Here is a 26508-nt window from a genome sequence, read left to right on the forward strand (position 1 = left end):
CAAGGCCGTGAAGGTGTCGTTCACGAACGGCACGTCCTGGGACGGCAACGGCAAGGCCGCGGACGGTTCGCTGCGCGGTTACTGGGCGTCCGGCTCGAGCATGGCCGTGGCCAGCGGCCAGGTCATCGCCGGGGTGATGCCCGGCTGCGCGGTGAGTTCGAAGCAGTGATCATGCACCGGTAGCAGGCATATGCGGCGTGGGCCCGTGTCTCTTCCTTTCAGGGGAGGCACGGGCCCATGTTTATATACGGATAATTCCTTGTTGAATTCATGTATTGCGGCAAATACGGGATTGTGATGCGAATTTCACAAGTAGAGAATTTGATTTATATGCATACGGTGTTGTTAAATACAAACGGAAAAAGTTTGCGTAAAACTGCGCTATGCGGCTGCATAACGCGATGCAAAAGTTATACGTCAAAGCAAAGGAAAAATCATGGCATTGCTTCAGGGATTTGAGGAAATCAACATGTCCGTGCCGACGGGAAAGTCGACGATGACGGTCACCGATTCCGTTGTGCGCTTCAATAAGGCCACCGCCGCCGATCTCGGTTACCCGGCATGCGTCAAGATCCTCATCAACGACAAGACCAGGCAGATCGCGGTGCAGGCCTGCACCGCCAAGAGCGGCAACGCAGTGAAGTTCAGCAAGCCGGAAGGCAAGCAGACCACGTCCGTGAACATCAAGGACGCCGTGGTGCTCGAAGCGCTGCACAAGTACTTCACGCTGCCGGAAGCCCCCGAAGGCGAAGTCGCCTACCAGTCCGTGCCCGGTACCGTGCATATCGAAGAGAAGACCATCATCTTCGATGTCGATGCTGCGACGTCCGGCACCATGAAGAAGCGCGGCCGCAAGAAGAACGCCTGAGCGTCCATCTGATGAGCCTGCAATGTCCCGGAACGTCCCATAGGTTCGGGGACATTGCTATGCTCATTGCAGATAGAGAAGTCAGCAAGGGGGAAGAGTGAATTCTGAAGAGATGACGGAAGGCCAGCCTTCATCCTCTGATAATCAGGAGAGAAAGATATACACCTTTGCGGATTTGCTGGCGACGGTCCGGAAACATCTCGTGGCAGCTCTTGCCGCTTTTGCGGTTGTGGTCGTTTGCGTAGGCGCATATGTTTTTCTGGCACCGCCCAAATACACTGCGACGGCGCAGGTGATCGCCACGTTCAACGCCGCGCAGGAGAACGGTGAATCGACCGATATCTCGCAGCAGAACACCGGCGGTACGTATATCTCCAGCCAGATCAAGTCCTACCCGACGTTGACGACGACCGAAAAGGTGTTGAGTCCGGTCATCGCAAAGCTCGGATTGAATGAATCCGTTGCTGATTTGGCGGGGCAGTTGGTCGTCACCAATCCAAGCAATACGGCATTTGTCAATATTTCGGCGAAGGACGGGGACGCCAAGAGGTCCGCCGACATCGCCAATTCGGTTGCCGAATCGTTGCGATCCGTCGTGCAGGATGACCTGTATGGCGGGAGCAAGGGGCAGTCGCCCATCAAGCTCACCGTCGTGCAGAAAGCCACGGTTCCGCAAAGCCCGAGCTCCCCGAAGAAGGGACTGTACCTTTCCATCGGCGTGGTGCTCGGTATTGTCATCGGCATTTTCGCCGCGGTATTGAAGGAACTGCTGAGTACCAAGGTCGAAGAGGCTTCCGACGTGCGCGGCATCGTCAAGGCGTCGGCTCTCGGTTCCGTGCCGAAGAACGATGTTCTGACGGGAACCCGACCCGTCATCATCGCCGAGCCCAACGGTCCGGTGGCCGAGGAATACCGCCGTATCCGTACGAACATCAAGTTCCTGCAGGCCGACAAGGTCCCCGGCCGTGGCCAGTTGCTGGTGATCTCCTCCACTTCGCCGAGCGAAGGCAAGACCACCACGGCCATCAACGTCGCCGCGGTGCTGGCCGAGAACGGTGCGAAAGTGCTGCTTATCGACGCCGATCTTCGCCACCCCTCCGTGGCCCATTACTTGGGCATCGAAGGCAATGTCGGCTTGGCGCACGTGTTGTCCGGCCAGATGACGCCGGTCGATGTGGTGCAAAGCTATTGGAAGCCGAACCTGCATATCCTGCCTGCCGGCAAGCGCCCGGCCAATGCCAGCCTGCTGCTGAATTCCGACATGATGAAGATGCTGGTCGAGCAGGCGCTGACGCAGTATGACTATGTGCTTATCGACACCGCGCCGCTCGCGGTATCGAACGATGGCGTCGTGTTCGGCAATTGGGCCAAGGGCGTGGTGCTCGTCACCGCGAACGGCATCTGCCGGAAGAAGGATCTTGAGGAGTCGATGGACGCGCTGCGTACGGCCAAAGTGCCGGTGCTGGGCTTCGTGTTCAACTTCGCCAACCCGAAGAAGAAGCACAAGAACGCGTACTACTACTATTACGAGGACGGTGCGAGACGTAGCACTCCTCGAAGGAGCGGAAGGAAGCACTGATTCCGCTGCCGGCATAAGACGACGCCCGCCCACGCGAGCGTCGTCTTCGCGTTGATGGGTGTTTTGAGGCTTATGTGCCGGCCCGACGAGTTCCGATATGTGAAGAGAATGCCATTGGGCGGGCAATGGGCGTGACGTTCAAGTAGACTATTCCACGCTATATGCCATGAGCAGTGACCATGAGATGTGATTGAGAAGAGGGTGCAAGGCGATACATGGACGAGCAGAAATTCACGGATGATTCCCTGAATCTCAGTTTTCCGGCGGCACAGGGACGTGCGGCTTCCGCCGATGCGCCCGAAGGGCATCAGGCTTCCCCTATTTTCCCGGGCGATATCGTCGACAGCTCGTGGGATTTCGAACCGCTCACCTTCCCGGATTTCGCGGCGGAAGCGGAGAAGGGGCCGCGTCATGCCGCTCCGAAGCGTAATATCCTGAGCGCGCTCGGCGGAGATAACGCGGACTCGTCGGGTACGAACGAATCCGAGAACCGCAATACCGATGAGGAACCTGATTCGCAGGGGAACACCACCGTATTCCTGCCGGAAACGGCATCCCAGGAAGGGACGCATCCTTTCGATTACATGCCCGCAACGCCGGTGGCCGTGGATCAGCGGTCGGACCGAGCGCAAGCTTCCGGCGGCGAACAGACAGTCACGTTGCCGCCGGTGAGCGGCGATGCCGAGGAATCGCAGAACACGAGCGAGCCGGAGGACTCCGGTTCGGGCTCGCGGCGTTCCGCCAACGGCAAGCGTGCCGAGGCGCGTAAGAAGAAGACCATCATCGCCATCGTGGTGCTGGCGATCGTGCTGGTGGCCGGAATCGGAGGCTTCATGCTGTGGAAGGGCGGGCAGTCCGGAAAGCATGAGGACGCTGTGGCCGCCTGTTCCCAAGCTTCCGAACAGTACGGCAAGGCGAAGAAGGCGCTGGATGCGGCGTTGAAGAGCGCCGAAAGCGCCCAAACGATCACCGCGTCGCAGGTTACGGACGCCACGACCATCGAGCAGCTGAAGCAGCAGGTGAATAATGCCGGGCAGTTCGGCGCGGCGCAAAGCTGCGCGGCGAGCCGTTCGCTGACCGAACTGAAGAACGGCGCCAAGACCATGGAAACGCAGACCGCCGAGATGAACAGGAGCGCCGAAGCGATCCGCAAGGCGGTTTCCTCGGTGAACGTCAGCAAGACGGCCAGGGATTTCAATTCGCTGAAGGATGCGGTCGCCACCGCCCAGGATCTGCTGAACAGCAGCAACGGGAACGTAAGCGACGAATCCGTGCGTGACGCGTTGCAGCAGGCCATCGACGCCGCGAGCACGCTGATCGACGGCAACAGTACGGACGACAAGGCCATCACGGACGCGCTGTCCGCGCTCGAATCCGCCAGCAGCAAGGTGCAGGACGCGATGAATGCCGATTCGCAGAGCACGGGCGACGATTCCGGCACATACGGTACGAACGGCACGAACGGTACGTACAACTCGACAAACGGCTATTACTACTATCCGAATACGAACCAAGGCGGCACGCAGACGACACCGAACAGCGATGCCTCCAACTCCAATAGCCAGCAGAACAGCGGAAACACCGACGCGTCTGGCTCCAACGGTGATACGGCGAATCATCCGTCGTCCGGCAACTCCGCAGGTACCGGCACCGGCACCGGTGGAAGCACCGACAGCGGCAATACGGGCAACGGCGGCACCGGTACCGGCAACAGCGGTACGGGCACCGGCTCCACCGGCGATCAGGGTACTGCTCAGTAACCGGCAAGCGGTGTGCCGCCCGGGAATCAATCCGGCAACGCGGCAGCGTAGTAACACGGCAGCGCAGCGCCGTGTTGCCGCCCCAAATGAATAAGCCAGTAGAGCATGTACAGTAACGCATCGCGCCCCGGCCATCGAACCGCATTACGCGGGTACGATGACCGGGGCGCGAGTCATACGCGGGCCGATCCGGCCGGTATGGCAGCCGGCGGGATCGGCGGATCAATGCTTAATGTTCGGGTATGCGGCGTTCAGCGCTTGCCGCCGTACAGGTCGCGGTCGATCACCTCGGCGAACACGCGGTTCACCGCCGGGCGCACGATCTTCAGGCTCGGCGTCAGGCATTTGTTCTCCTGCGTGAACTGCGTGTCAAGCACCACGAACTTGCGCACGGATTCGGCGCGGGAAACCGTGGCGTTCGCCTTGTCCACATACGCCTGGATCTCGTCGTGCACGGCTGCGTTCAACGCCAGGCGGTCCAGCGGCGTATCCGCGGAAAGGTCATGCTTGGGCAGCCACTGCGCCAAGGCCTCCGGGTCGAGCGTGACCAGTGCGCCGATGAACGGGCGCTGATCGCCCACCACCACGGCATGTTCCACGATCGGGCATTTCGCGATCTCCTCCTCCAGCGGAATGGGGGAGACGTTCTTGCCACCAGCGGTGATGATGATGTCCTTCTTACGACCGGTGATGATGATACGGCCCGCATCGTCGATGCTCGCCAGATCGCCGGTGCGCAGCCAACCATCCTCGGTGAACACCTCGGCGGTCTTCTCCGGCAGATTATGGTAGCCGCGGAACACGTTCGGGCCCTTGACCTGCAGTTCGCCGTCATCGGCGATGCGCACGGAGGAGCCGGGCGCGGGCTGGCCGACCGTGCCGATCACATTGTCGTCGACGCGGGTGGCGGCGAACGGCGCCGCGGTTTCGGTCATGCCATAGCCTTGGATCATCGGCAGGCCGATGCCGGAGTAGAAGTGCGCCAGATCGAGGGAGAGTGGAGCGCCGCCGCAAGCCACATAGCGGATGTTCGGGCCCAGCGCACCACGCACGGTGTGGTACACGAGCGCCTCATACTTGGCATGTTCCGCGATTTCGGCGATCGTATGCGATTCGCCGGCCTGCTCCTTGCGGCTCCACGTGCGCGCCGCCTCGGCGGCCTTCAGGAACAGGCGGCCCTTGAACCCCATGCCGGCCTTATGCGAGGCGGCGTTGTACACCTTCTCGAATACGCGCGGCACGCCCAGCAGGTAAGTCGGGCCGAAGCTGCGCAGGTCGGGCAGCAGCGACTTCGTGTCCGGCAGGTAGCCGACCACGCCGTCGTCGGAGGCGATGGAAGCGTACTGGATGAAACGGGCGAAGCAGTGCGCCAACGGCAGGAACAGCAGCAGACGGGGGTGATCGTCGAGGATCATCTCATGCAGCGCCTGACTGGCGGAAATCGTGATGCTCACGAAATTGCGGTGCGTCAGCTCGGCGCCCTTCGGCAGACCGGTGGAACCGGACGTGTACACGATGGTCGCCAGATCGTCGACATGCACCGAGGCGGCACGTTCGGCAAGTTCCTCGTCGGACACCGCCACGCCAAGACCTTCCAGCGCGCCCAAGGCGTTGCCGTCGATCATGAGGATCTGACGCAGGCTCGGGCAGTTGTCCTTGACGGAATCGAGACGGTCGTAGCGCTCGCGGTTGTCCGCGATGGCGAGCTTGACCATGGAATCGTTCATGATGCGCTGGGCTTGGGAGGCGGAATCGGTGTCGTAGATCGGCACGCTCACCGCGCCGACGGCGGCCAGCGCGAAATCGAGGATGCCCCATTCGAGGCGGGTGGAGGAGAACAGCGTCACGGCGTCGCCCTTGGCGATGCCGAGCGCGATCAGACCCTTCGCCGCGGAGACGACGGACGCGTGGAATTCGCCGGCGGTGACGTCCTGCCAGCGCCCGGGACCGAGCTTCTTCGCCGCGATCACCGTGTCTTCGCCGGTGCGTTCGATGCGCCGGGTGAGCAGGGAGTAGATGGTCTGGTCGTCGTCCAGTTCGATGGAGACGCCGGGGGTGGTGTATTCGGAGAGCATAGATAGCCGCACTTTCTTTGTGTCATAGGCGATTTTGCCGCACTTCCTTCAAGGTTACGCTCGCGTAGGTTGCGACACGTTGTAGGGCGCTCCAAAAACCGGCTTCTCCTTTTGTGCGGTGCGGCATGGAATATGCGGCGCGGGCGTGTGGACCTGGAGCTATGGCGGCGGATGGGCGAGGGGACCGCCGTGCGTGCCCAAGGGGCGGGTGCACGTAACATAACGGTGCCTTTGCGAATTACAATGTGGTCGTGATGCTTGCTAGGGGCATTGTTTCCCCTAGCATGAGGAAGGACAGCCATTCAGGAATCGAAGGGAACGATTGTGGCCGAAAACCGAAACGAACTGAACAAGAATCTTGCCCAGATGCTTAAGGGCGGCGTGATCATGGACGTCACCACCCCCGAGCAGGCGCATATCGCCGAAGACGCCGGTGCCTGCGCGGTCATGGCTCTGGAGCGCATCCCCGCCGACATCCGTGCGGCCGGTGGCGTGAGCCGTATGAGCGATCCCGCGATGATCCGCGGCATCCAGGAAGCCGTGTCCATCCCGGTGATGGCCAAGGTCCGTATCGGCCACATCGCCGAAGCCCGCATCCTGCAGGCCATCGACATCGACTATATCGACGAGTCCGAAGTGCTTTCCCCGGCCGACGATGTGTACCACATCGACAAGAACCAGTTCGACGTGCCGTTCGTGTGCGGCGCCAAGAACCTGGGCGAGGCGCTGCGCCGCATCGCCGAAGGTGCCGCGATGATCCGCACCAAGGGCGAGCCGGGCACCGGTGACGTGATCCAGGCCGTGCGTCACATGCGCACGATGAACAAGCAGATCCGCGAACTCGTCTCCCTGCGTGACGACGAGGTGTACGAGGCCGCCAAGCAGCTGGCCGTTCCGTACGACCTGGCCAAGTACGTGCACGACAACGGCCGTCTGCCTGTCGTGAACTTCGCCGCCGGTGGCGTCGCCACCCCGGCCGACGCCGCCCTGATGATGGAACTCGGCGCCGAAGGCGTGTTCGTCGGCTCCGGCATCTTCAAGTCCGGCGATCCGGCCAAGCGTGCCGCCGCCATCGTCAAGGCCACCGCCAACTGGCAGGACGCCGATCTGCTGGCCGAGCTGTCCGCCAACCTGGGCGAAGCCATGGTCGGCATCAACGAGGACGAGATCGAAACCATCATGGCCGCACGCGGCGAGTGACGCGTCGTCCACGGCAATTCTCGCGAGGACGGGCAGCGGAAACGCTGCCCGCTCGTCTTACCTAAGCAACATCGGGAGCAACGCATGGTTGTAGCTGTTGAATACATTTCCAAGGAACAATCCGAAAACGTGGAATCCGTCAAGCATGGCGTGACCGGCATCCTCGCGGTGCAGGGCGCGTTCGCCGAACACGCGGCCATGCTCGACAAGCTGGGCGCGCCGTGGAAGCTGCTGCGCGCGGCCGAGGATTTCGACGAATCCGTCGATCGCGTGATCCTGCCCGGCGGCGAGAGCACCACGCAAGGCAAACTGCTGCGCTCCACCGGGCTGTTCGAGCCCATCGCGAAGCATATCGCCGAAGGCAAGCCGGTGTTCGGCACCTGCGCCGGCATGATCCTGCTGGCCAAGAAGCTCGACAACGACAGCAACGTCTACTTCGGCGCGCTTGACGCCGTGGTACGCCGCAACGCGTACGGTCGCCAGCTGGGATCGTTCGCCGCCACCGCCGATTTCGGCGACATCAAGGACTTCCCGCTCGTCTTCATCCGCGGGCCGTTCGTGGTGTCCGTGGGTCCGGACGCCACCGTCGAAACCGAAGTCGACGGCAACGTGGTCGGTCTGCGCCAAGGCAAGATCCTCGCCACGGCGTTCCACCCGGAGCTTACCGAGGATACCCGCATTCACGAGCTGTTCCTAGGCTTGTGAGATGCTTGTGAATCCAAAAGCGGATTCTTGCCCGCAGCGCTCGTCTTCATTACAGTCGGAGACGGGCGCTGCGTTTTCATGACGACGATACGGCTGCCGGCCATCACAGGTGGCGCCGTCACAACGGAAAATAGGTGGATATGTTCGATAAGCGGTTGTTTCGACTGGTCCCGGGCATCGGCCGGCTGATCGCCGGCAAGGTCGCCTGCCTATGGATCGGATTGGTGTGCAACATCGTGTTCATGATCACGGTGGTGGCGCTGTTCGGCGACGTGCTCGCCCCATGGCTGCAGGGCACGGATAACCCGCCCTTCGCCTGGATCCTCACGATCTGCGTCGTGCTGCGGTATATCGCCACGACCGTCGCCGCGCATCTGGGCACCGAGGCGTCCGAACGCGTCAAACTCGCCCTGCGAGGCCAGCTGTACCGCAAAATGCTGAAACTCGGGCCGTCGTATTCCACGCGCGTGAGCACGTCCGACATCGTGCAATCCGCGGGCGAAGGCGTCGAACAGATACAAAGCTTCTTCGAACTGTTCCTGCCGCAGGTGTTCTACGCGGTGCTCGCGCCCATCACCCTGTTCTTCTTCGTCTCCACGCTGAACACGCCGGCGGCATTGACGCTGCTCGTATGCGCGCCGCTTATCGTACTCATCGTCGGCATGGTGGCGATGAGCGCATCGCGTGCCTTCAAGCAATACTGGGGCAAATACACCGATATGGGCGCCGCGTTCCTCGACGATCTGCAAGGTCTGGAAACGTTGAAGGCCTTCGATGCCGACGACGGCGCCGCCCGCGATCTGGACGAAAAGGCGGAACGATTCCGCGTCATGACCATGAAGGTGCTGCAGATCCAGCTGCGCTCGCTGTCCGCGATGGATCTGGTGGCGTACGTCGGCGCGGCTTCCGGCATCGGCGTGGCGTTGTGGCAGTTCGCGACCACCAAGTCGCTGAGCGTGGCATCGGTGGTGCTGATCGCGATGCTGTCCGCCGAATTCTTCATCCCGCTGCGCCAACTCGGATCGTACTTCCATGTGGCCATGAACGGCATGACGTCCAGCAAGCGCATCTTCGCGCTGCTCGACGCCCCGGAACCCAAGCATGGCGAGGGAACGCTCGCCGGTGTGGGCAAATCCATCGTCGCCATCGCCTTCGACTCCGTGAGCTACACCTACGACGATGGCCGGCGCGGCGCGAAACGTGCGCTCGACGAAGCTTCCTTCTACGCGGCCCCCGGCCAGCTCACCACCATCGTGGGCGCGTCCGGCTCCGGCAAATCCACGGCGGCGGCGCTGCTCGCCGGGGCACGTTCCGGCTACACGGGGTCGATCATCATCAACGGCACCGAGCTCGCCGACCTGTCCGCGGAAACGCTGTCCCGCACGGTCACCTTGGTCGGCGCCCACAGCCACCTGTTCGCGGGCACGTTGCGCGAGAACCTGCTTTTGGCCAATCCGAAGGCCGACGACGCGGCGATGTGGCGTGCGCTGGTCGAGGCGCGTGTGGCCGCGTTCGTGCACGGGCAGCCGGGCGAACTCGATATGGTCATCGAACCGGATGCGGCGAACCTGTCTGGCGGGCAGCGCCAGCGCATCGCGATCGCGCGTGCGCTGCTGCACGACAGCCCGGTGTACGTTTTCGACGAGGCGACCAGCAGTGTGGATGTGGAAAGCGAGAACCTGATTCTCCAAACCATCTACGATCTGGCGCACGGGCAGCATAAGACGGTGATCATGATCACGCATCGCATGGTCAACGCCGAACGCGCGGACCATGTGGTCGTGTTCGAACGCGGCCATGCCGTGGAATCGGGAAGCCATGTCGGGCTGATGGCGGTCGGCGGCGCGTATGCGAAGCTGCATGAGGCGCAACGTTCGGTGGAACGCTTCGCGGATGTGAGCTCCGCCGAGAACGATGCCATCGCCGCGCCATCCGATTTCGCTGGTGCCGGGGCTCGCAGGCGTGCCGCCGCTGGCGGCGACGAGCCGAACGAACCGGAGACGCCTGAACTGCCCACCTCGAAGGTCGTGTCGCGTCTGCTGCATGAGGCTAGGCCGCTCGCCGGGTTGATGACCGCCGCCTCCGCGGCCGGAACGGTCGGCCATCTTGCGGCCACCTTCCTGCCGGTATTCGGCGTGGTCGCCCTGTTCGATCTTGCCGGTAAGCCCGTCTGGGGCATGAGTGCGACGGTGGCGGTCATCGCCATGGCGGTGTGCGCGCTGACGCGAGGCGTGCTCAGGTATGTGGAACAGTATCTCAACCACAATGTCGCCTTCCGTCTGCTCGCACTGTTCCGTTCCAAGGCGTTCGCCGCGCTGCGCCGTCTCGCCCCCGCGAAGCTTGCGGGCCGTGGCAAGGGCGATCTGATCGCCATGCTCACCACGGACGTGGAACTGCTGGAGATCTTCTTCGCCCACACCATCTCCCCGGTGGTGATCGCGGTGGTCACCACCATCGTGACCGTGGTCGTCGCCCTCACGCTGAATCCGTGGATGGCGTTGCTGCTGCTCGCCGCGCATCTGGTCGTCGGCGTGGCGGTGCCGCGGTTCTTCTCTGCCGGCGTGCGCAATCTCGGCCCGAGCATCCGTGGTCAGGCGAGCGAACTCGACGAGGCGATGCTCGACGACATGCGCGGATTGGGTGAGATCATCCGCTTCGGCCGTGGCGAGGAACGCGCCTCGCGCATTGAGGAACGTACGCGCAAGCTGTGGCGCGAGCGTGCGAAGCTCAGCCGGAGGAACGGCATGTTCTCCGGCATCGGCGGGGTCATGGTCATGCTGTTCACCCTGGCGGGTGCGGGCGTGGCGCTGCTCATGATCGCCCAAGGCGCGGGCCTCCAGCTGGTGATGACCGCGTTCGTGCTTATCGCCAGTTCCTTCGGGCCGACGTTGGCGCTCGCCGCCCTGCCTGCGAACCTCAGCCAGACCTTCGCCTCCGCGCGCCGCCTGTTCGCTTTGATGGACGAGGCTCCCGCCGTGGTGGAGGAGGGGAGCGAGAAGCCGAAGTACAAGGGCATGAGCATGAGGAACGTCACCTTCGCGTATGCGCAGGGCGCTGGCCCGGTGCTCGACGGGTTCTCGCTCACCGTGCCGAAGCATGGCGTGCTCGGCGTGCAGGGTGCTTCCGGCAGGGGCAAGTCGACGATGGTCAAACTGCTGATGCGCTACTGGGATCCGCAATCCGGCGAAGTGCGGCTGTCCGATTGCGGCCTGCCGCAGGTCGACGCGCATCATCGCCGCCGCGTGCAGGCGCTGATGAGCCAGGAGACGCATCTGTTCGACGGGACGATCCGCGACAATCTGCTGATGGCGCTTCCCGCCGGAGTCGCGGTGCCCGACGGGAACGGCCACCCGTCCGAGGCGTTGGAGCATCGTCTGCGCGAGGCCTGCCGTAAGGCTTCCGTACTCGACTTCATCGATTCGCTGCCCGAAGGGCTCGATACCCAGGTCGGCGAGCTTGGTGACCGCCTGTCCGAAGGCGAGCGCCAGCGTATCGGTCTGGCCCGCGTGTTCCTGCGCGAGGCCGACGTGGTGCTGTTCGATGAGCCGACCAGCAGGCTTGACGCGTTGAACGAGGCGATCATCCTGCAATCCATCGATGAGCTTGCCCACGGCGGTTCGTCCCAGTCGCATTCCTCCAAGCGTGGGCGTTCGGGCGGCGGTAAGGCCGTGGTGCTCGTATCCCATCGCGCGTCCGCCATGCGCATCGCCGACAAGGTGCTCAAAATGTAACGGATGCAATGCGAACATGTCGATGGGTGCGTAGATGAGCTGGTTCCGCCGAGGTGGCGGGGCCGGCTCGTTGCGTTTGATGTGCCTGATGCGCTTGACGTGGTCGTTGTGGTCGTTGCGGTTGATGGCGGGCGGTTTGACAGCAAGTGGTACAACTGTGTATCATTACCGATTGATACACAGTTGTACCACTTGGGCGCAATGAGATTGCAAAGGAACGTACTCATGGCAAATCGTAGAGCTTTCCGCTGGCCGTCGCTGCTGACCGAAGGTGGTCGCGGCATCGCATTCGGCGGCGACTACAATCCCGACCAATGGTCGGAGGATGTGTGGGACGAGGACATCAGGCTGATGCGGCAGGCCGGCGTCAACACCGTCGCCCTCGCCATCTTCAGCTGGGACCGCATCCAGCCCGAAGAGCACCGTTGGGAATTCGGCTGGCTCGACCGCATCATCGACAAGCTCGGCAAGGCCGGCATCGCCGTCGACCTGGCATCCGCCACGGCGACCGCGCCACTGTGGCTGTACGAAACCTATCCGGAAGTATTGCCGCACGACAAATTCGGCCATCCCATCAACGCCGGATCGCGCCAGTCGTGGAGCCCGACCAGCCCGGTATTCAAGGAATACGCGCTCACGCTGTGCCGCAAACTCGCCGAACGCTACGGCAGCAACCCCACCGTCACCGCCTGGCATATGGGCAACGAATACGGCTGGAACAACCGTTACGACTACTGCGATAACGCCTTGCACGCCTTCCGCGCATGGTGCGAGCGCAAATACGGCACCATCGACGCGCTCAACCGGGCGTGGGGCACCACGTTTTGGGGTCAGGAGATGAACGGCTTCGACGAAGTGCTCATCCCGCGCTTCATGGGCGCCGACTCCATGGTGAACCCCGGTCAGAAGCTCGATTTCGACCGTTTCGGCAACGACATGCTGCTCGACTTCTACAAGGCCGAACGTGACGCCATCGCCGAAATCTGCCCCGACAAGCCGTTCACCACCAACTTCATGGTCTCCACCGACCAGTGCTGCATGGATTACGCCGATTGGGCGCGGGAAGTGGATTTCGTCTCCAACGACCACTACTTCCATGAAGGCGAATCGCATATCGACGAACTGTTCTGCTCCGATGCGCTGATGGACGCGCTGGCGCTCGGCAAGCCCTGGTATGTGATGGAGCATTCCACCTCCGCCGTGCAGTGGAAGGATCTCAACACGCGCAAGCGCAAGGGCGAAACCGTGCGCGACTCCATCGCCCACGTGGCCATGGGCGCCGACGCGATCAACTTCTTCCAGTGGCGTGCCTCCGCGTTCGGCGCGGAATCGTTCCACTCCGCGATGGTGCCGCACGCCGGCGAGGATACGAGGCTCTACCGCCAGGTGTGCGAGCTGGGCGCGGCGCTGAAAACCCTTGGCGACGCGGGCGTGCAAGGCACCGAACTGGTGGCCTCCGACACGGCGATCCTGTTCAGCGCCGAATCCGAATGGGCGACGCGCAGCGAAACCCTGCCGAGCAAGAAGCTCAACCATTGGCATGACGTGCGCGACTGGTACCGTGCGTTCCTCGACGCCGGAACCCGCGCCGACATCGTGCCCCTGAAATACGACTGGAGCGGCTACCGGACCGTGGTGCTGCCGACCGTGCTGATGCTGAGCGGCGACGACGTGGCGCGGCTGGAACGGTTCGTGCGCGACGGCGGCACCGTGGTGGTCGGCTATGCGACCGGCCTGATCGACGAGAACTTCCACACGTGGCTCGGCGGGTACCCGGGTGCCGGCGACGGCGTGCTGCGCGACATGCTGGGCATTCGCGGCGAGGAATTCAACATCCTCGGCGCCGAAGCGGCGGGCGAGCCGAGCGAGATCCGCCTGTCCAACGGCATGACCACACGCCTGTGGCAGAACGACATCAACGTGGACGGCGACGATGTGGACGTACTGGCCACCTACGCCGGTGCGGAAGCCGACGAGTGGGATCTGGACGGCACCGCCGCGATCACCCGCCACGCATACGGCGAAGGCAACGCCTACTTCGTCGGTTGCGATCTGAACGTCGCCGACATCGCCGCGTTCATCACGACCGGCCTGCTGCCCGCCGAGCGCGATGATCGGAACGATTCGCAGCACGACGGGCCGCGGTACGATCCGGTCACGACGCTGCACACCGAACGCGCGAACGCCGAAACGACCTTCGACTTCTACCTGCCCCGCGGCAAGCAGGAGGCCACGGTCAGCGGCGTGGAAGGCGAGCCCGTATACCGTTTCCGCTGCGATGAGGGGGCGGAACCCGGAAGCTACGTCATCCACCGCAACGGCGTGCTCGTCATCAAACGATAGAATCGGCAGTACCAGTTGCCGGCAGGAGGCCGGCATCAGACGAATTCGGAGGCGGCTGTGAGCGAGACGGAACCCGGCAGGAAACGCGTCACCCTGCGTGACGTCGCACAGGAAGCCGGCGTCTCCCTCAAAACCGCCTCCAACGTCATCAACGACGCCGGGCGCATGTCCGTCGAAACCCGCGCCCGCGTGCAGGAGGTCATCGACCGGCTGGGCTACCGGGTCAACATGTCGGCGCGCAACTTGAACCGCAACAGCACCGGTGTCATCACTCTCGCCGTGCCCAAACTCACGCCGCCCTATCTGGCCGAACTCGCCAACCGCGTGATCGACCAGGCGCGATCCGACGGCTACCTGGTCTACGTCGTCACCTACGCCGGGGGAATGGCTGGCGGCGCGCGCGAACTGCTGCGCGGCTTCAACACCACGGTGTCGGACGGACTGATCCTCTCCATGTCGGAGGACGAAACCCTGAACGCGGAGGACCTGAAGGTGGATTACCCGCTGGTCGCGGTCGGCGCGCGCGACGTGTGGGGCGTGTGCGACCACGTGACCTGCGATGATGTGCAGGCCTCGCGCGAAGCGGCCTCATACCTGTTCGAACGCGGTTCGCGGCATTTGGCGGTGATCGGCAGCCGTGGCGTCTACGACGAGGCGAAGGCCGCGCAAGCCACGGACGGCAACGCCGGGCTGCGTTTGCGCGGTGTGATCGAAGCCTGCCACGACCACGGAACACGACTCGACCCGAACCTGGTGGTGGACGGCGGCGACTGGGCCATCGGCTGCGGCTACAAGGCCATCCAGCAGCTCCTGGACGCCGGTCGCGAATTCGACGGCGTAGTGGCGTTCAACGATCAGCTGGCCATCGGTGTGCTCTCCGCGCTCGCGGCCAACGGCATCGACGTGCCGGGCCAGGTGCAGGTGATCGGATTCGACAATATCGAGGAAGCCGCCTATCTGCAGCCGCCGCTGACCACCATGGATCCGCGGTTCGACGCCATCGTGCCCACCGTGGGCGAGCGCATGCTCATCCGCATCGCCGGGCGCGACGTCGCCCCCGAACTCATCCGCATCCCCTCGCGCGTGATCGCCAGAGCCACCACACGGTGAACGGCCGGGCCGGGCATCCTCCCGGCTGTGGCATACACTGCACAACAGAACGAGACGAGGAACGGGACGAACACGCCTCGCCGGTCGCGCATCACGACCAGGTATGCGAGCGAATCCCGCCGCAAGAATCCCATACGCATCCCATTGCGAACGAAGGAGCAACGATGACGAACCAGCATCCCAATCCGAACGCCGTACCGGACATCACCCTGAGCGACGGCAACGCCATCCCGCAGGTCGGGCTCGGCGTGCTGCGCATCGACGACGAAGGCGTGGCGCCGGTCGTCGAAAGCGCGTTGGAAGCCGGGTACCGTCATATCGACGGCGCCGCCGGGTACAACAATGAGGGCGGTGTGGGCCGTGCGCTCGCCGCGACCGGGTACAACACCGGCGAGCGCCGCGCGAGCCTGTGGGTCACCACCAAGCTGCGTGATTCCGAGCAGGGTTATGATTCCGCGTTGCAGGCCTTCGACCGTCAGCTTGGGCTGCTGCGCCTCGACTATGTCGACATGTATATGCTGCATTGGCCCACGCCGTTCGATTGGCGCAGCGGCGAGACGTGGAAGGCGTTCGTTAGGCTGCGCGAGGAGGGCCGCGTGCGTACGCTCGGCGTGTGCAATTTCCTGCCCGAACATCTGGATCGCCTGCATGAGGAGACCGGCGAATACCCGGCGGTGAACCAGATCGAACTGCACCCCACCTGGCAGCAGCGTGAAGTGGTCGCGTACTGCAAGGAGCATGGCATTGCGGTGGAGGCGTATTCGCCGATGGCCCGCGGCGCCGATCTCAATGCGGGTGACGGCACCATCGAACGCATCGCCGCCGCCCACGGTGTCTCCCCGGCGCAGGCGATTCTGCGCTGGCATATCGAGAACGGCACGATCATCATCCCCAAGTCCGTGCACGCCGAACGTCAGCGGGAGAACCTCGACCTGTTCGGCTTCGAGCTCACCACCGACGAACATGCGGCCATCGACGCGCTGGACGGGCCGACCCGTGCCGGCCATGATCCGCTGACCTTCACCTACGCCTGATTGGAGCGCTTGCACGGCGCCCGACCCTGAACGACATCGATAACCGCACGTATCCGAACGAAAAGGACGCCATGAACCGACGTTCACGTTTTCCCCGACGTCTGATCAACACCACTTCGGGCGGGTTCCGGGTGCTGGTGATGCTGTTTGCGGCCGCCGTGCTCGGCATCTGCATCGCGGTGCTGCTCACCAAGGTGAGTCCGGGTGTCGCCGAAATCACCGGCGAACATACGGCCACCGGTCAGGCGGCGGATGTGCTCGCCACCCTTGAGGTCAGCGACGCGGCCAACCCGGGCGGCTACGACCGCGACCTGTTCGGCTTCCGCAAAGTGGACGCCAACAATGACGGCTGCGATGTGCGCGAGGATATCCTCGCGCGTGACCTGACGGACGTGACCTACAAATACCGGGGTTCGTGCACGGTGGCCAGCGGCGTGCTGCACGACCCGTACACCGGCAAGACCATCACGTTCACGCGCGGCGTGAAAACCAGTTCCGCCGTGCAGATCGACCATGTGGTGGCGTTGGAGAACGCCTGGCGGTCCGGCGCGCACGCTTGGGATACGAGCAAACGGTACGGTTTCGCGAACGACCCGTACAATCTGCTCGCCGTGGACGGCCCGGCCAACCAGTCGAAGGGGTCGGCGTCCGCCGCATACTGGCTGCCCACCAACAGTGCCTACCGGTGCGAGTATGTGGCGCGTCAGATCGGGGTGAAAGCGAAATACTCGCTCAGCGTCACCTCCAACGAGAAGCAGGCCATGCTCGCCGTATTGCACACCTGCCCGGCCCAGGAGGTCCCGCAATCCTGACGGGATGCCGCGCATGTAACGTCGCCCGCGATTCCGGCGGCGCCGCGTTAACATGACGGCGCTATACCGTAAGCGATGCGAATCGAGGCGGTATGGAACGCGAGAAGGAAGACGGAGCGGGCGCGTCAGGCGCATTAGGGGCGCCGGTGCGGCGGGATGGCCGGGATGGTCGGAATGGTCGGAATGCGCCGCACGGGAACGGCTCGCACGGCGGAGGGGAATCGCAAAACGGTACGGAATCGCAAAGCGGCGGGGAACCACGCGGCCACGCGCTCGCAGGCATTCTCGGGCCGGCCTTCGTCGCCGCGGTCGCCTACGTCGATCCGGGCAATGTGGCCGCGAACATCACCTCCGGCGCACGGTACGGCTACCTGCTGGTCTGGGTGCTGGTTCTGGCCAATATCATGAGCGTGTTCATCCAATACCAATCCGCCAAACTCGGCGTGGTCACCGGGCGGTCGCTGCCCGAACTGCTGGGTAGCCGCATGAGCGACGCGGGGCGGTTCATGTTCTTCATGCAGGCCGAAGTGATCGCCATCGCCACCGATCTGGCGGAGCTCATCGGCGGGGCCATCGCCTTGAACCTGCTGTTCGGCCTGCCGTTGTTCGTCGGCGGGCTTATCATCGGCGCGGTGTCGACGGTGCTGCTCCTGCTCGAAGGCGGCCGCACGCAACGTCTGTTCGAGAAGGTCGTCATCGCCATGCTGCTCGTGATCACCTTCGGATTCATCGCCGGCCTGTTCATCGACCCGCCTGACCCGCTGCACGTCATGCAAGGGCTCGTGCCGCGATTCACCAATCGCGATTCCGTGATGATGGCCGCATCCATGCTCGGCGCGACCGTCATGCCGCACGCGATCTACCTGCATTCCACGCTGGTGAACGACCATTACGCGGGCGGCAGGGAGAAGCCGCCGGTCCCACGCCTGCTGCACGGCGCGAAAATCGATGTGGCGTGGGCGCTGCTGCTGGCGGGCACGGTGAACCTGTGCCTGCTTATCCTCGCGGCGAACTCGCTGCACGGCATGTCCGGCACCGATTCCATCGACGGCGCGCAGCACGCCATCGTCACCGTGCTCGGCCCGGTGATCGGCACCGTGTTTTCCATCGGCCTGCTCGCCTCATCGTTGAGTTCCACGTCGGTGGGCACGTACGCCGGTTCGGAGATCATGCACGGATTGCTGCGGATCAAAGCGCCGATGTGGGCGTGCCGTGTGGTCACCCTGGTGCCGGGGCTGGTGGTCCTGTGGTTCGCGCCGAACCCGACCGAGGCGCTGGTGATCGGGCAGGTGATCCTGTCGATCGGCATTCCCTTCGCCATCATCCCGCTGATGCGGTATACGCACGACCGCAGTCTGATGGGCGAATGGGCGGACGGTCCGGTCAGCCACGCGTGCTTCCTGCTGATCGCCGTGCTGATCATCGCGTTGAACGTGCTGCTGGTCGTGCTCGTGCTGTGCGGCGAAGCGTGAATGGTGTTTGGTCGGCTCGCAGACGGCTCAGTTGCGGGTTCGGCTATTGTGTGTGGGAGAAGAGTTTTCGAGGAGGCATGTGATGCAGCAACAGGATGGGGCGCCGCAGGCGTTGAACGCGCCCGGCGCGGCCAAACCGTTGAACCGTCCGGAGGAGATGCGGGCGATCCGCAAGGCGATGGATGAGGGCAAGAACCCGCTGACGGCCACCGACGTGCCGCGTTGGGAGGATCAGGTGGGCGTCAGCCGCATCGTGAACCGCCGCGTCCTCGAATTCGAAGTGCTCCCCACCCCTGCGCAGGTGCTGTCCGAACTGCCGTTGAGCGAACAGGCGCAGGAGATCGTCGCCTACTCGCGCGACGAGATCAGGGCCTGCCTGTACGGGCAGGACGATCGTCTGCTGGTCATCGTCGGCCCGTGCTCGGTGCACGACCCCGCCGCCGCGCTGGATTACGCGCGCCGTCTCGCCGCGTTGAAGGACGAACTGGACGAACAGCTGCTCATCGTCATGCGCGTGTACTTCGAAAAGCCGCGCACCACGGTCGGCTGGAAGGGCCTCATCAACGATCCGGACATCGACGGCAGCTGCAATATCCGCAAAGGCCTGCTGCTCGCACGCCACACCCTGCTGGACGTGCTGGGCGAAGGGCTCGCCTGCGCCACCGAATTCCTGGAACCGACCAGCCCGCAATACATTTCCGACGCGGTCAGCTGGGGCGCGATCGGCGCCCGCAACACCGAAAGCCAGGTGCACCGCCAGCTGGCCAGCGGCCTATCCATGCCCATCGGCTTCAAGAACGCCACAGACGGGTCCATCACGGCCCCGGCGGACTCCTGCTTCGCCTCCGCCCAACAGCACACCTTCTTCGGCATCGACCATCTCGGCCGCGCCGCCGTGGTCAAAACGCTCGGCAACCCCGACTGCCATGTGGTGCTGCGCGGCTCCACCAGCGGTCCGAACTACGGCACGCGCGACGTGGCCGACGCGCTGGACGCCATCAGGAAGCGCATGCCCGCCGACTCCGCCGCGGCGCACGGGCTCATCGTGGACTGTTCGCACGGCAACTCCGGCAAGGACGAGCACAAGCAGGCGCAGGTCGTGCGCGACATCGCCTCGCGTATCGCGGGAGGCGAGCGCGGCATCACCGGCATCATGATGGAAAGCTTCCTCGAAGGCGGCAACCAGCCGGCGGCCCCGCTCGACCAGCTGGTGTACGGCCAGTCGATCACCGACCGTTGCCTGAGCTGGGATGACACCGAACGGCTGCTGCGCGAACTCGCCCAGGCCGTGGCAGCGCGCCGCTGGAAGTGATTCACCGCATGGCCGTGTGATACGGCTGCGTGAATCATGCGGCTGCGCGGGCAATACGGCCATGCAGGGCGACTGCGCAATCAGGCCGACTGCGCAATCAGACTGACCGTGCAATCCGCTTGCGTGGATCCGATCACGCAGGCACGCAACGAAAGGAACATCTATGACCAGAACGATCGCCATCATCGGCGCATTGAACGAGGAGATCGCACACATCGCCGACGCGCTCGACGACGTCACGCACACCGAGGCGGCAAGCCTCGACGTGATCAGCGGCACGCTCGTCACCAACGCGGGGGAGAGGATCGCCGTGGCGGCCACCGTGGGCGGCATGGGCCTGGTCGCCGCAGCCGCCACCACGCAGCATCTCATCGACGTCTACCAGCCCGAATCGGTCATCTTCTCCGGCATCGCGGGCAACCTCAACAAGAACCTGCATATCAACGACGTGGTGCTCGGCGGCACGCTGCGCTACCTCGACACCGACATGCGTCTCGTGGGCCAGTGGAAGCCCGGCACCGAACAGGAGCCCATCGACGAATTCCAAGGCGACGAGCATCTGCTGGACGTGGCCGATCAGGCATTGGACGCGGCCGGCATCACGCATATCACCGGCGTCATCGCCTCCGGCAACTATTTCGTGGACGATCCGGCGAAGGTCGAGGAGGTCGTGCGGACCACCGGTGCCGACGCGGTGGAGATGGAAGGCACGGCAGTGGCCCAGACCGCGGCGCGTAACGGCGTGCCTTCGCTGGTGATTCGCGCGCTGTCCGACAACGCGGACACCGATTACGAGGAGTTCAAGGGCTTCGACGTGAGCGAGTACGCGAACACCGCCGCCGATCTCGCCGTCGACATGCTCAAGCGCCTGTGAACGGCGCGTCCGTAGGTGAACAATAGCTGAACTTCCGGCATATAACGCGATATCGCCGTCTTGGCTTCGCTACTGTGGTGAAGCGAACGTGTCCTTTGGGCAAACTCCGACGGTCGAAGAGGCGAAAAGCAACGTATGCAGTGGTGGCAGATTCTTCTCATGGTTGCGGTGGCGGCGGTGGCCGGCTTCGCCGCGTACCGTGCCGGCAGGGAGCGCGGCGAACGCCTTGCCCGTGACGAGCGTGCGGAACAGGCCGCGCATGACGCCGCCGACGAGCCGTTGTTCACTACGGACGGTTCGGTACGCGCGGGCGAGGAATCGTTCGTGCGCACGTTGCCCCAATCGGTGGCGCTGACGGACGGCAATGGTGCCGTGCGGTACATGCGCGACGATATCGAATCGTACGGTTTCGTCACGGCCGGCCGGGTGCGCGATGACGAAATCCTCGACATGCTCGCCCAGGTCGAGCGTGACGGCGTGACGCGCGAACGCGAGATCCATCTGACGATTGCCCCCTCCGGCGCGGGCGGAACGCAATCCGGCAAAGGCGTGCGCGCCGGCCAGACCGTTCCCACGCGCGACCGCTACCTGAGCGTGCGCGTAAGCCGCATCGCCGACGGCCTGTACGCGCTGCTCGTCGTCGACGTGAGCGAACGCCGTCATTTCGAGGAGATGCGCCGCGATTTCATGACGAATGTGGCGCATGAGCTGAAAACGCCGACCGGTGCCATCGCGCTGCTGGCCGAAACCATCACCGACGCGGCGGACGATCCGGACGCCGTACGCTATTTCTCCGGCCGGGTGAGCAAGGAATCCGCGCGTCTGACCGAACTGGTGCGCCGCCTGATCGACCTGCAGAAAATGCAGGACGCCGGGCGCACGCTCGAACCGGAACGCCTGTCCGCGCTGGCAGTGGCAAGGGCCGCCATCGACGCGAACCGCGTGCAGGCCGACCGCAGGCATATCGACATCGTGCTGTCGTTCGGCGGCGTGGTGCTGGGCGCGGAACCCGCGGAAGGCGAACCCGACGCGTGGATCGAATGCGATGAGAACGCGATCGTGACCGCCGTGAAGAACCTGGTGGAGAACGCCATCCACTATTCGCCCGAACACACCACGGTTCGCGTGGTGGTGAGCCATGACGGCGACGACGTGCGCATCCGCGTGATCGATCAGGGCATCGGCATCCCCGAATCGGCCATCGGGCATATCTTCGAACGCTTCTACCGCGTGGACCCGGCCCGTTCACGGCAAACGGGCGGCAGCGGCCTGGGACTCGCCATCACCAAGCATTGCGTGGAGGATTGCGGCGGCACGATCTCCGTATGGTCGCACGAGTCCGAAGGATCCACGTTCACCATCGAACTGCCGGCCGTGGCGGCCGCGCAGACGGCGGACGGCGTGACGGCGCGACGGTGACCGGCAAACGCTGCGAAACCGGCAGAAACGGCGAACAACCAAGGAAAGAGAGAAGGAACCGACCATGACGCGCATTCTTATCGTGGAGGACGAGGAATCCTACCGGGAACCGCTGGTATACCAGCTGACCCGCGAAGGCTACGAGGTCTCCGCCGCGGCCACCGGTGAGGAGGGGCTCGAACTGTTCACCCACGGTGGCATCGACCTGGTACTGCTCGACCTGATGCTTCCCGGCATCGACGGCACCGCGCTATGCCGCCGCATCCGCGAACAGAGCCGCGTGCCGATCATCATGCTGACCGCGAAAAGCACGGAGATCGACAAGGTGGTCGGGTTGGAGATCGGCGCCGACGATTACGTGACCAAGCCGTACTCCTTCCGCGAACTGTTGGCCCGCATCCGCGCGGTGATGCGCCGCAACCAGAACGCCCAGCAGCAGGGACCCGTGGGCGATGATGACGTGCCGCTGACCTGCGGCGACATCGTGATGCACGTGGGCCGTCATCAGGTCACCGTGCGCGGCGAATCGGTGTTCTTCCCGCTCAAGGAGTTCGAGCTGTTGGAATACCTGATGCAGAACAAGGGCCGCGTGCTCACACGCCACCAGCTGATCGACCGCATTTGGGGCGCCGATTATGTGGGCGACACCAAGACGCTGGACGTGCATGTCAAGCGCGTGCGCGCCAAAATCGAGGAGGAGCCGGGGCATCCGAAGTATCTGAGCACCGTGCGCGGACTCGGCTACAAGATCGACGAACCCGCCGTCTGACGGCATTGGCCGTGCGGCCATGCGAACGCTTCCCAAAGGGCTCCCGCAGGCGTCTTTCCGCACGGATTCCGCCCATCTTTCGCACGGATTCCGGGCCACCTTCGGAAGGACGGGAAGTGTTCATCTTCCGTTCATCTTTTTTGGCGTGAACGCCCCTGGCGGTTCCCTAGGCTTGTAAGTGTCCTAAGCACGGCCGCCCTCCAGGCTGGACCGTCAAGACAGATGACATGAGGAAATAGAAGATCATGAACAAGAATCTCATCGTTCGTTCGCTGGCAGCCGTTTCCGGCCTCGCAATGCTGGCATCCCTCGCCGCCTGCGGCGACAACACCGCGGCCACCACCGACTCCACCTCCACCAAGGACAACAGCGTGAAGATCTCCGGCGACTACGCCGGAGCCGGCGCCTCCTCCCAGCAGGCCGCCGTGGAAGCCTGGATCGCAGGCTTCAAAGGCACCAACCCGGACGCCAACATCGCCTACAACCCCTCCGGCTCCGGCGCCGGCGTGACCACCTTCCTGCAGGGCGCCACCGCATGGGCCGGCTCCGACAAGGCGCTCGCCGACGACGAAGTCGAACAGTCCAAGAGCGTGTGCGCCGAAGGCACCGCCTTCGACGTGCCGGTGTACATCTCCCCGATTGCGGTCGTGTTCAACCTCAAGGGTGTGTCCGACCAAGGCAAGCACGTCAACATGGACGCCTCCACCATCGCCAAGATCTTCGACGGCAAGATCACCAAGTGGAACGACAGCGCCATCAAGTCCCAGAACCCGGATCTCGACCTGCCCGACACCGACATCACCGTCGTGCACCGTTCCGATAAGTCCGGCACCACCCAGAACTTCGTGAGCTACTTCAAGGACGTCGCCCCGAACGACTGGACCTACGACCTGTCCGAAAACTGGCCGAACGAGGTCGGCCAGGGCGCCAAGGGCACCTCCGGCGTGATCAACACCGTCAAGCAGGCCGACGGCACCATCGGCTACGCCGACTTCTCCCAGATTGGCGAGCTGGGCACCGTGGCCGTCAAGGTCGGCTCCAAGTACACCGAGATCTCCGCCGATGCCGGTTCCAAGGTCATCGAGGATTCCGAACTCGCCGACGTCAAGGGCGATAACCGTGTCGTGGTGAACATCAACCACAAGACCGAAGCCGACGGCGCCTACCCGATCGTGCTCGTCTCCTACGACATCGTCTGCCCGGCCTACAAGGACACCAAGACCGCCGAATTCGCCAAGTCCTGGCTGACCTACGTCACCAGCGACGAAGGCCAGAAGACCGCCCAGCAGGCCGCCGGCACCGCGCCGCTGCCGAGCAGCCTGACCTCCAAGATCGCTGATTCCATCAAGGCGATCTCCACCAAGTGAGGCCTCTAGCCTGACGTTCCGAGCGAAGTCGGAGCCCTCCGATCCCCATGTAGGATGGGAGGAATCCGGCTTCGCTCACTCTGCTGAGTACACCCATTCGTTCCAAGGAGAGCTTGTGAGTTCGCAAGACAACACGGCCGAACGCCACAGCGGCAAAACCGCCGACAAGGTTTTCAAAGGCGTCGCCTATGGCTGTGGCATCCTCATTCTGCTGGTGCTGGCCGCAGTGGCGCTGTTCCTGCTGTTTCGCGCATGGCCGCTGGTCGGCGGCGATCAGAAAGCCAACAGCGACGCGATTTCCAATCTGACCGGCGGCAAAGCGACCAGCTTCTGGCAGTACGTCGGACCGCTGCTGTTCGGCACCGTGCTGGTTTCCGCGCTGGCCCTGCTGATTTCATTCTTCATTTCCGTGGGCATCGCCCTGTTCATTTCGCACTACGCGCCGAAGAAGCTCGCCACCGCGCTGAGCTACGTCATCGATCTGCTGGCCGCCATCCCGTCCGTCATCTACGGTCTGTGGGGCGGTCTGGTCCTCGTTCCCGCCATCTACCCGTTCTGGAACTGGCTGTCGAAGACCTTCGGCTGGATTCCGCTCTTCGCGGGTCCCGCCGCCAACCCGTCGCGTACCGTGGCCACCGTGGCCGTGGTGCTGGCGGTCATGATCCTGCCGATCATCACCTCCATGTCCCGCGACATTTTCCTGCAGACCCCGCGCCTGCAGGAGGAGGCGGCGCTCGCGCTCGGCGCGACCCGGTGGGAGATGGTCAAGCTCGCCGTGCTGCCGTTCGGCAAGTCCGGCGTCGTGTCCGCGTCCATGCTCGGCCTGGGCCGTGCGCTCGGCGAGACGATGGCCGTGCTGATGATCCTGTCCCCGGGCCTCAACTACTCGTTCAAACTGCTGCAGGCCTCGCAGAACCAGACCATCGCGGCCAACATCGCCGCGCAGTACCCGGAAGCGAACTCCCTGGGCGTTTCCGTCCTGATCGGCACCGGCCTGGTGCTGTTCCTCATCACCTTCGTGGTGAACTTCATCGCACGTAAGATCACCGAGAAAGCGAGCGCATGATGTCCGCAGCTGAAGAATCGCCCATGAGCGGCGCACCCGTCATCGATTTCGACAAGTTCAAGCCCACGCGCTCCTTCATCGCGGCGCGCAAGCGGAAGAATGCGGCCATGCAGCTGCTCATTTCGCTGGCTTTCATCGTCGCCCTCGCCCCGCTGATCTCCGTGCTGTGGACCACCATCGCGAACGGCGTCAAGAGGCTGAACCTCAACTTCCTGAGCTACAACATGACCGGCGTGGTCGGCGGCAACCCGACCCCCTCCGGCGGTTACGGCGGCGTGCAGCATGCCATCATCGGCACGCTGGAGATCACGCTGGGCGCCATGGTCATCTCCATCCCGATCGGCCTGATGTGCGCCGTGTATCTGGTGGAATATTCCAACCGCGGCAAGCTGTCGCGCGCCATCACCCTGCTGGTGGACGTGATGAGCGGCATCCCGTCCATCGTGGCCGGCCTGTTCGCCTTCTCGATGTTCACCGTGCTGATCGGCCCCGGCACCATCAACGGTTTCGAAGGCTCCGTGGCATTGTCGCTGCTCATGCTGCCGACCGTGGTCAAATCCAGCGAGGAAATGCTCAAGATCGTGCCGAACGACTTGCGTGAAGCCTCATACGCGCTGGGTGTCACCAAGCAGCGCACGATCACCAAGATCGTGTTGAGGACCGCGCTGCCCGGCATCGTGTCCGGCTGCATTCTGGCCATCGCGCGTGTGATCGGCGAAACCGCGCCGCTGCTCATGACCGCCGGCTTCATCGCCTCCACGAACGTGAACCTGTTCTCCGGCCAGATGACCACCCTGCCGGTGTACGTCTACCAGGAGTATTCCAAGCTGAACGCGAACTGCCCGGTCGGTGCGGACGCCTCCTGCGTGACCACCATTCCGATGGAACGCTCCTGGGCCGCCGCCCTCGTGCTCATCGTGCTGGTGCTCATCCTCAACCTCATCGGCCGTCTGGTGGCGAAGGTGTTCGCCGTCAAGACCGAACGCTGATCCTCGAAGTCGTAACCCAACAA

The 26508-nt window shown here is 63.8% G+C and carries 19 protein-coding genes; 18 read left to right on the plus strand and 1 reads right to left on the minus strand.

Annotated features, from left to right (window positions below; all coding sequences use genetic code 11):
* Positions 1-433 precede the first annotated feature (433 nt).
* The 3 genes from KIH75_RS04690 to KIH75_RS04700 all read left to right on the plus strand — a co-directional run bounded on the left by KIH75_RS04690 (position 434) and on the right by KIH75_RS04700 (position 4207).
* The gene (locus tag KIH75_RS04690; RefSeq protein WP_219055661.1) at positions 434-868 is read left to right on the plus strand and encodes a hypothetical protein; all 435 of its coding nucleotides are present in this window, start codon (positions 434-436) and stop codon (positions 866-868) included.
* Between the two features lie 112 nt (positions 869-980).
* The gene (locus KIH75_RS04695; protein ID WP_219055662.1) at positions 981-2447 is read left to right on the plus strand and encodes a tyrosine-protein kinase domain-containing protein; all 1467 of its coding nucleotides are present in this window, start codon (positions 981-983) and stop codon (positions 2445-2447) included.
* A 215-nt stretch (positions 2448-2662) separates the two neighbouring features.
* Positions 2663-4207, plus strand: coding sequence for a PspA/IM30 family protein (locus KIH75_RS04700; RefSeq protein ID WP_219055628.1), 1545 nt, complete (start codon positions 2663-2665; stop codon positions 4205-4207).
* A gap of 251 nt (positions 4208-4458) precedes the next feature.
* On the opposite strand, the gene KIH75_RS04705 is transcribed toward KIH75_RS04700, so the two are convergent.
* Entirely contained in the window at positions 4459-6282 is a 1824-nt protein-coding gene (locus KIH75_RS04705; protein WP_219055629.1) for an AMP-dependent synthetase/ligase, read from the minus strand.
* Positions 6283-6606: 324 nt separating this feature from the next.
* On the opposite strand from KIH75_RS04705, the gene pdxS reads away from it, so the two are divergent.
* From pdxS to pstA, 15 genes are all read left to right on the plus strand, one after another.
* On the plus strand, positions 6607-7482 hold the full coding sequence (gene pdxS / locus KIH75_RS04710; RefSeq protein WP_219055630.1) for a pyridoxal 5'-phosphate synthase lyase subunit PdxS: 876 nt from the start codon (positions 6607-6609) through the stop codon (positions 7480-7482).
* A gap of 84 nt (positions 7483-7566) precedes the next feature.
* A complete protein-coding gene (gene pdxT, locus KIH75_RS04715; protein WP_219055631.1) occupies positions 7567-8187 on the plus strand; it encodes a pyridoxal 5'-phosphate synthase glutaminase subunit PdxT in 621 nt (206 codons plus the stop codon).
* 140 nt (positions 8188-8327) lie between these two features.
* Positions 8328-11918 (plus strand): thiol reductant ABC exporter subunit CydD/CydC, encoded by a 3591-nt coding sequence (locus KIH75_RS04720; protein WP_219055663.1) that lies wholly within the window; start codon positions 8328-8330, stop codon positions 11916-11918.
* 225 nt (positions 11919-12143) lie between these two features.
* Positions 12144-14261: a beta-galactosidase gene (locus tag KIH75_RS04725; RefSeq protein ID WP_219055632.1), complete on the plus strand. Its 2118-nt coding sequence runs from the start codon at positions 12144-12146 to the stop codon at positions 14259-14261.
* A 57-nt stretch (positions 14262-14318) separates the two neighbouring features.
* Positions 14319-15371, plus strand: coding sequence for a LacI family DNA-binding transcriptional regulator (locus KIH75_RS04730; protein ID WP_219055633.1), 1053 nt, complete (start codon positions 14319-14321; stop codon positions 15369-15371).
* A gap of 164 nt (positions 15372-15535) precedes the next feature.
* On the plus strand, positions 15536-16405 hold the full coding sequence (locus tag KIH75_RS04735; protein WP_219055634.1) for an aldo/keto reductase: 870 nt from the start codon (positions 15536-15538) through the stop codon (positions 16403-16405).
* Between the two features lie 71 nt (positions 16406-16476).
* Positions 16477-17217, plus strand: a complete 741-nt coding sequence (locus tag KIH75_RS04740; protein ID WP_219055635.1) for an HNH endonuclease family protein — start codon at positions 16477-16479, stop codon at positions 17215-17217.
* A gap of 92 nt (positions 17218-17309) precedes the next feature.
* On the plus strand, positions 17310-18689 hold the full coding sequence (locus KIH75_RS04745; protein WP_236028051.1) for an Nramp family divalent metal transporter: 1380 nt from the start codon (positions 17310-17312) through the stop codon (positions 18687-18689).
* Between the two features lie 82 nt (positions 18690-18771).
* Positions 18772-20001 (plus strand): 3-deoxy-7-phosphoheptulonate synthase, encoded by a 1230-nt coding sequence (locus KIH75_RS04750; RefSeq protein WP_219055636.1) that lies wholly within the window; start codon positions 18772-18774, stop codon positions 19999-20001.
* 163 nt (positions 20002-20164) lie between these two features.
* Positions 20165-20875, plus strand: coding sequence for a 5'-methylthioadenosine/S-adenosylhomocysteine nucleosidase (gene mtnN, locus KIH75_RS04755; protein WP_219055637.1), 711 nt, complete (start codon positions 20165-20167; stop codon positions 20873-20875).
* 135 nt (positions 20876-21010) lie between these two features.
* Positions 21011-22294 (plus strand): sensor histidine kinase, encoded by a 1284-nt coding sequence (locus KIH75_RS04760; RefSeq protein ID WP_219055638.1) that lies wholly within the window; start codon positions 21011-21013, stop codon positions 22292-22294.
* Positions 22295-22358: 64 nt separating this feature from the next.
* The gene (locus KIH75_RS04765; RefSeq protein ID WP_219055639.1) at positions 22359-23063 is read left to right on the plus strand and encodes a response regulator transcription factor; all 705 of its coding nucleotides are present in this window, start codon (positions 22359-22361) and stop codon (positions 23061-23063) included.
* 245 nt (positions 23064-23308) lie between these two features.
* Positions 23309-24430 carry a phosphate ABC transporter substrate-binding protein PstS gene (gene pstS / locus KIH75_RS04770; protein WP_219055640.1) on the plus strand — a complete coding sequence of 374 codons (1122 nt, stop codon included), beginning with the start codon at positions 23309-23311 and terminating at the stop codon, positions 24428-24430.
* Between the two features lie 115 nt (positions 24431-24545).
* Positions 24546-25496 carry a phosphate ABC transporter permease subunit PstC gene (pstC, locus tag KIH75_RS04775; protein ID WP_219055641.1) on the plus strand — a complete coding sequence of 317 codons (951 nt, stop codon included), beginning with the start codon at positions 24546-24548 and terminating at the stop codon, positions 25494-25496.
* The gene (pstA, locus tag KIH75_RS04780) at positions 25493-26485 is read left to right on the plus strand and encodes a phosphate ABC transporter permease PstA (protein ID WP_420829176.1); all 993 of its coding nucleotides are present in this window, start codon (positions 25493-25495) and stop codon (positions 26483-26485) included. The genes pstC and pstA overlap by 4 nt, the downstream gene beginning before the upstream one ends.
* Positions 26486-26508 lie beyond the last annotated feature (23 nt).

Source organism: Bifidobacterium pongonis, assembly GCF_019331805.1.
Taxonomy (GTDB): Bacteria; Actinomycetota; Actinomycetes; order Actinomycetales; family Bifidobacteriaceae; genus Bifidobacterium; species Bifidobacterium pongonis.

Excerpts from the sequence above, each read along its gene's own strand:
- KIH75_RS04695 (WP_219055662.1), top strand. The coding sequence starts at position 981 with ATGACGGAAGGCCAGCCTTCATCCTCTGATAATCAGGAGAGAAAGATA.
- KIH75_RS04700 (WP_219055628.1), top strand. The coding sequence starts at position 2,663 with ATGGACGAGCAGAAATTCACGGATGATTCCCTGAATCTCAGTTTTCCG.
- KIH75_RS04705 (WP_219055629.1), bottom strand. The coding sequence starts at position 6,282 with ATGCTCTCCGAATACACCACCCCCGGCGTCTCCATCGAACTGGACGAC.
- pdxT (WP_219055631.1), top strand. The coding sequence starts at position 7,567 with ATGGTTGTAGCTGTTGAATACATTTCCAAGGAACAATCCGAAAACGTG.
- KIH75_RS04720 (WP_219055663.1), top strand. The coding sequence starts at position 8,328 with ATGTTCGATAAGCGGTTGTTTCGACTGGTCCCGGGCATCGGCCGGCTG.
- KIH75_RS04725 (WP_219055632.1), top strand. The coding sequence starts at position 12,144 with ATGGCAAATCGTAGAGCTTTCCGCTGGCCGTCGCTGCTGACCGAAGGT.
- KIH75_RS04735 (WP_219055634.1), top strand. The coding sequence starts at position 15,536 with ATGACGAACCAGCATCCCAATCCGAACGCCGTACCGGACATCACCCTG.
- KIH75_RS04740 (WP_219055635.1), top strand. The coding sequence starts at position 16,477 with ATGAACCGACGTTCACGTTTTCCCCGACGTCTGATCAACACCACTTCG.
- KIH75_RS04745 (WP_236028051.1), top strand. The coding sequence starts at position 17,310 with ATGGAACGCGAGAAGGAAGACGGAGCGGGCGCGTCAGGCGCATTAGGG.
- KIH75_RS04750 (WP_219055636.1), top strand. The coding sequence starts at position 18,772 with ATGCAGCAACAGGATGGGGCGCCGCAGGCGTTGAACGCGCCCGGCGCG.
- mtnN (WP_219055637.1), top strand. The coding sequence starts at position 20,165 with ATGACCAGAACGATCGCCATCATCGGCGCATTGAACGAGGAGATCGCA.
- KIH75_RS04760 (WP_219055638.1), top strand. The coding sequence starts at position 21,011 with ATGCAGTGGTGGCAGATTCTTCTCATGGTTGCGGTGGCGGCGGTGGCC.
- KIH75_RS04765 (WP_219055639.1), top strand. The coding sequence starts at position 22,359 with ATGACGCGCATTCTTATCGTGGAGGACGAGGAATCCTACCGGGAACCG.
- pstS (WP_219055640.1), top strand. The coding sequence starts at position 23,309 with ATGAACAAGAATCTCATCGTTCGTTCGCTGGCAGCCGTTTCCGGCCTC.
- pstA (WP_420829176.1), top strand. The coding sequence starts at position 25,493 with ATGATGTCCGCAGCTGAAGAATCGCCCATGAGCGGCGCACCCGTCATC.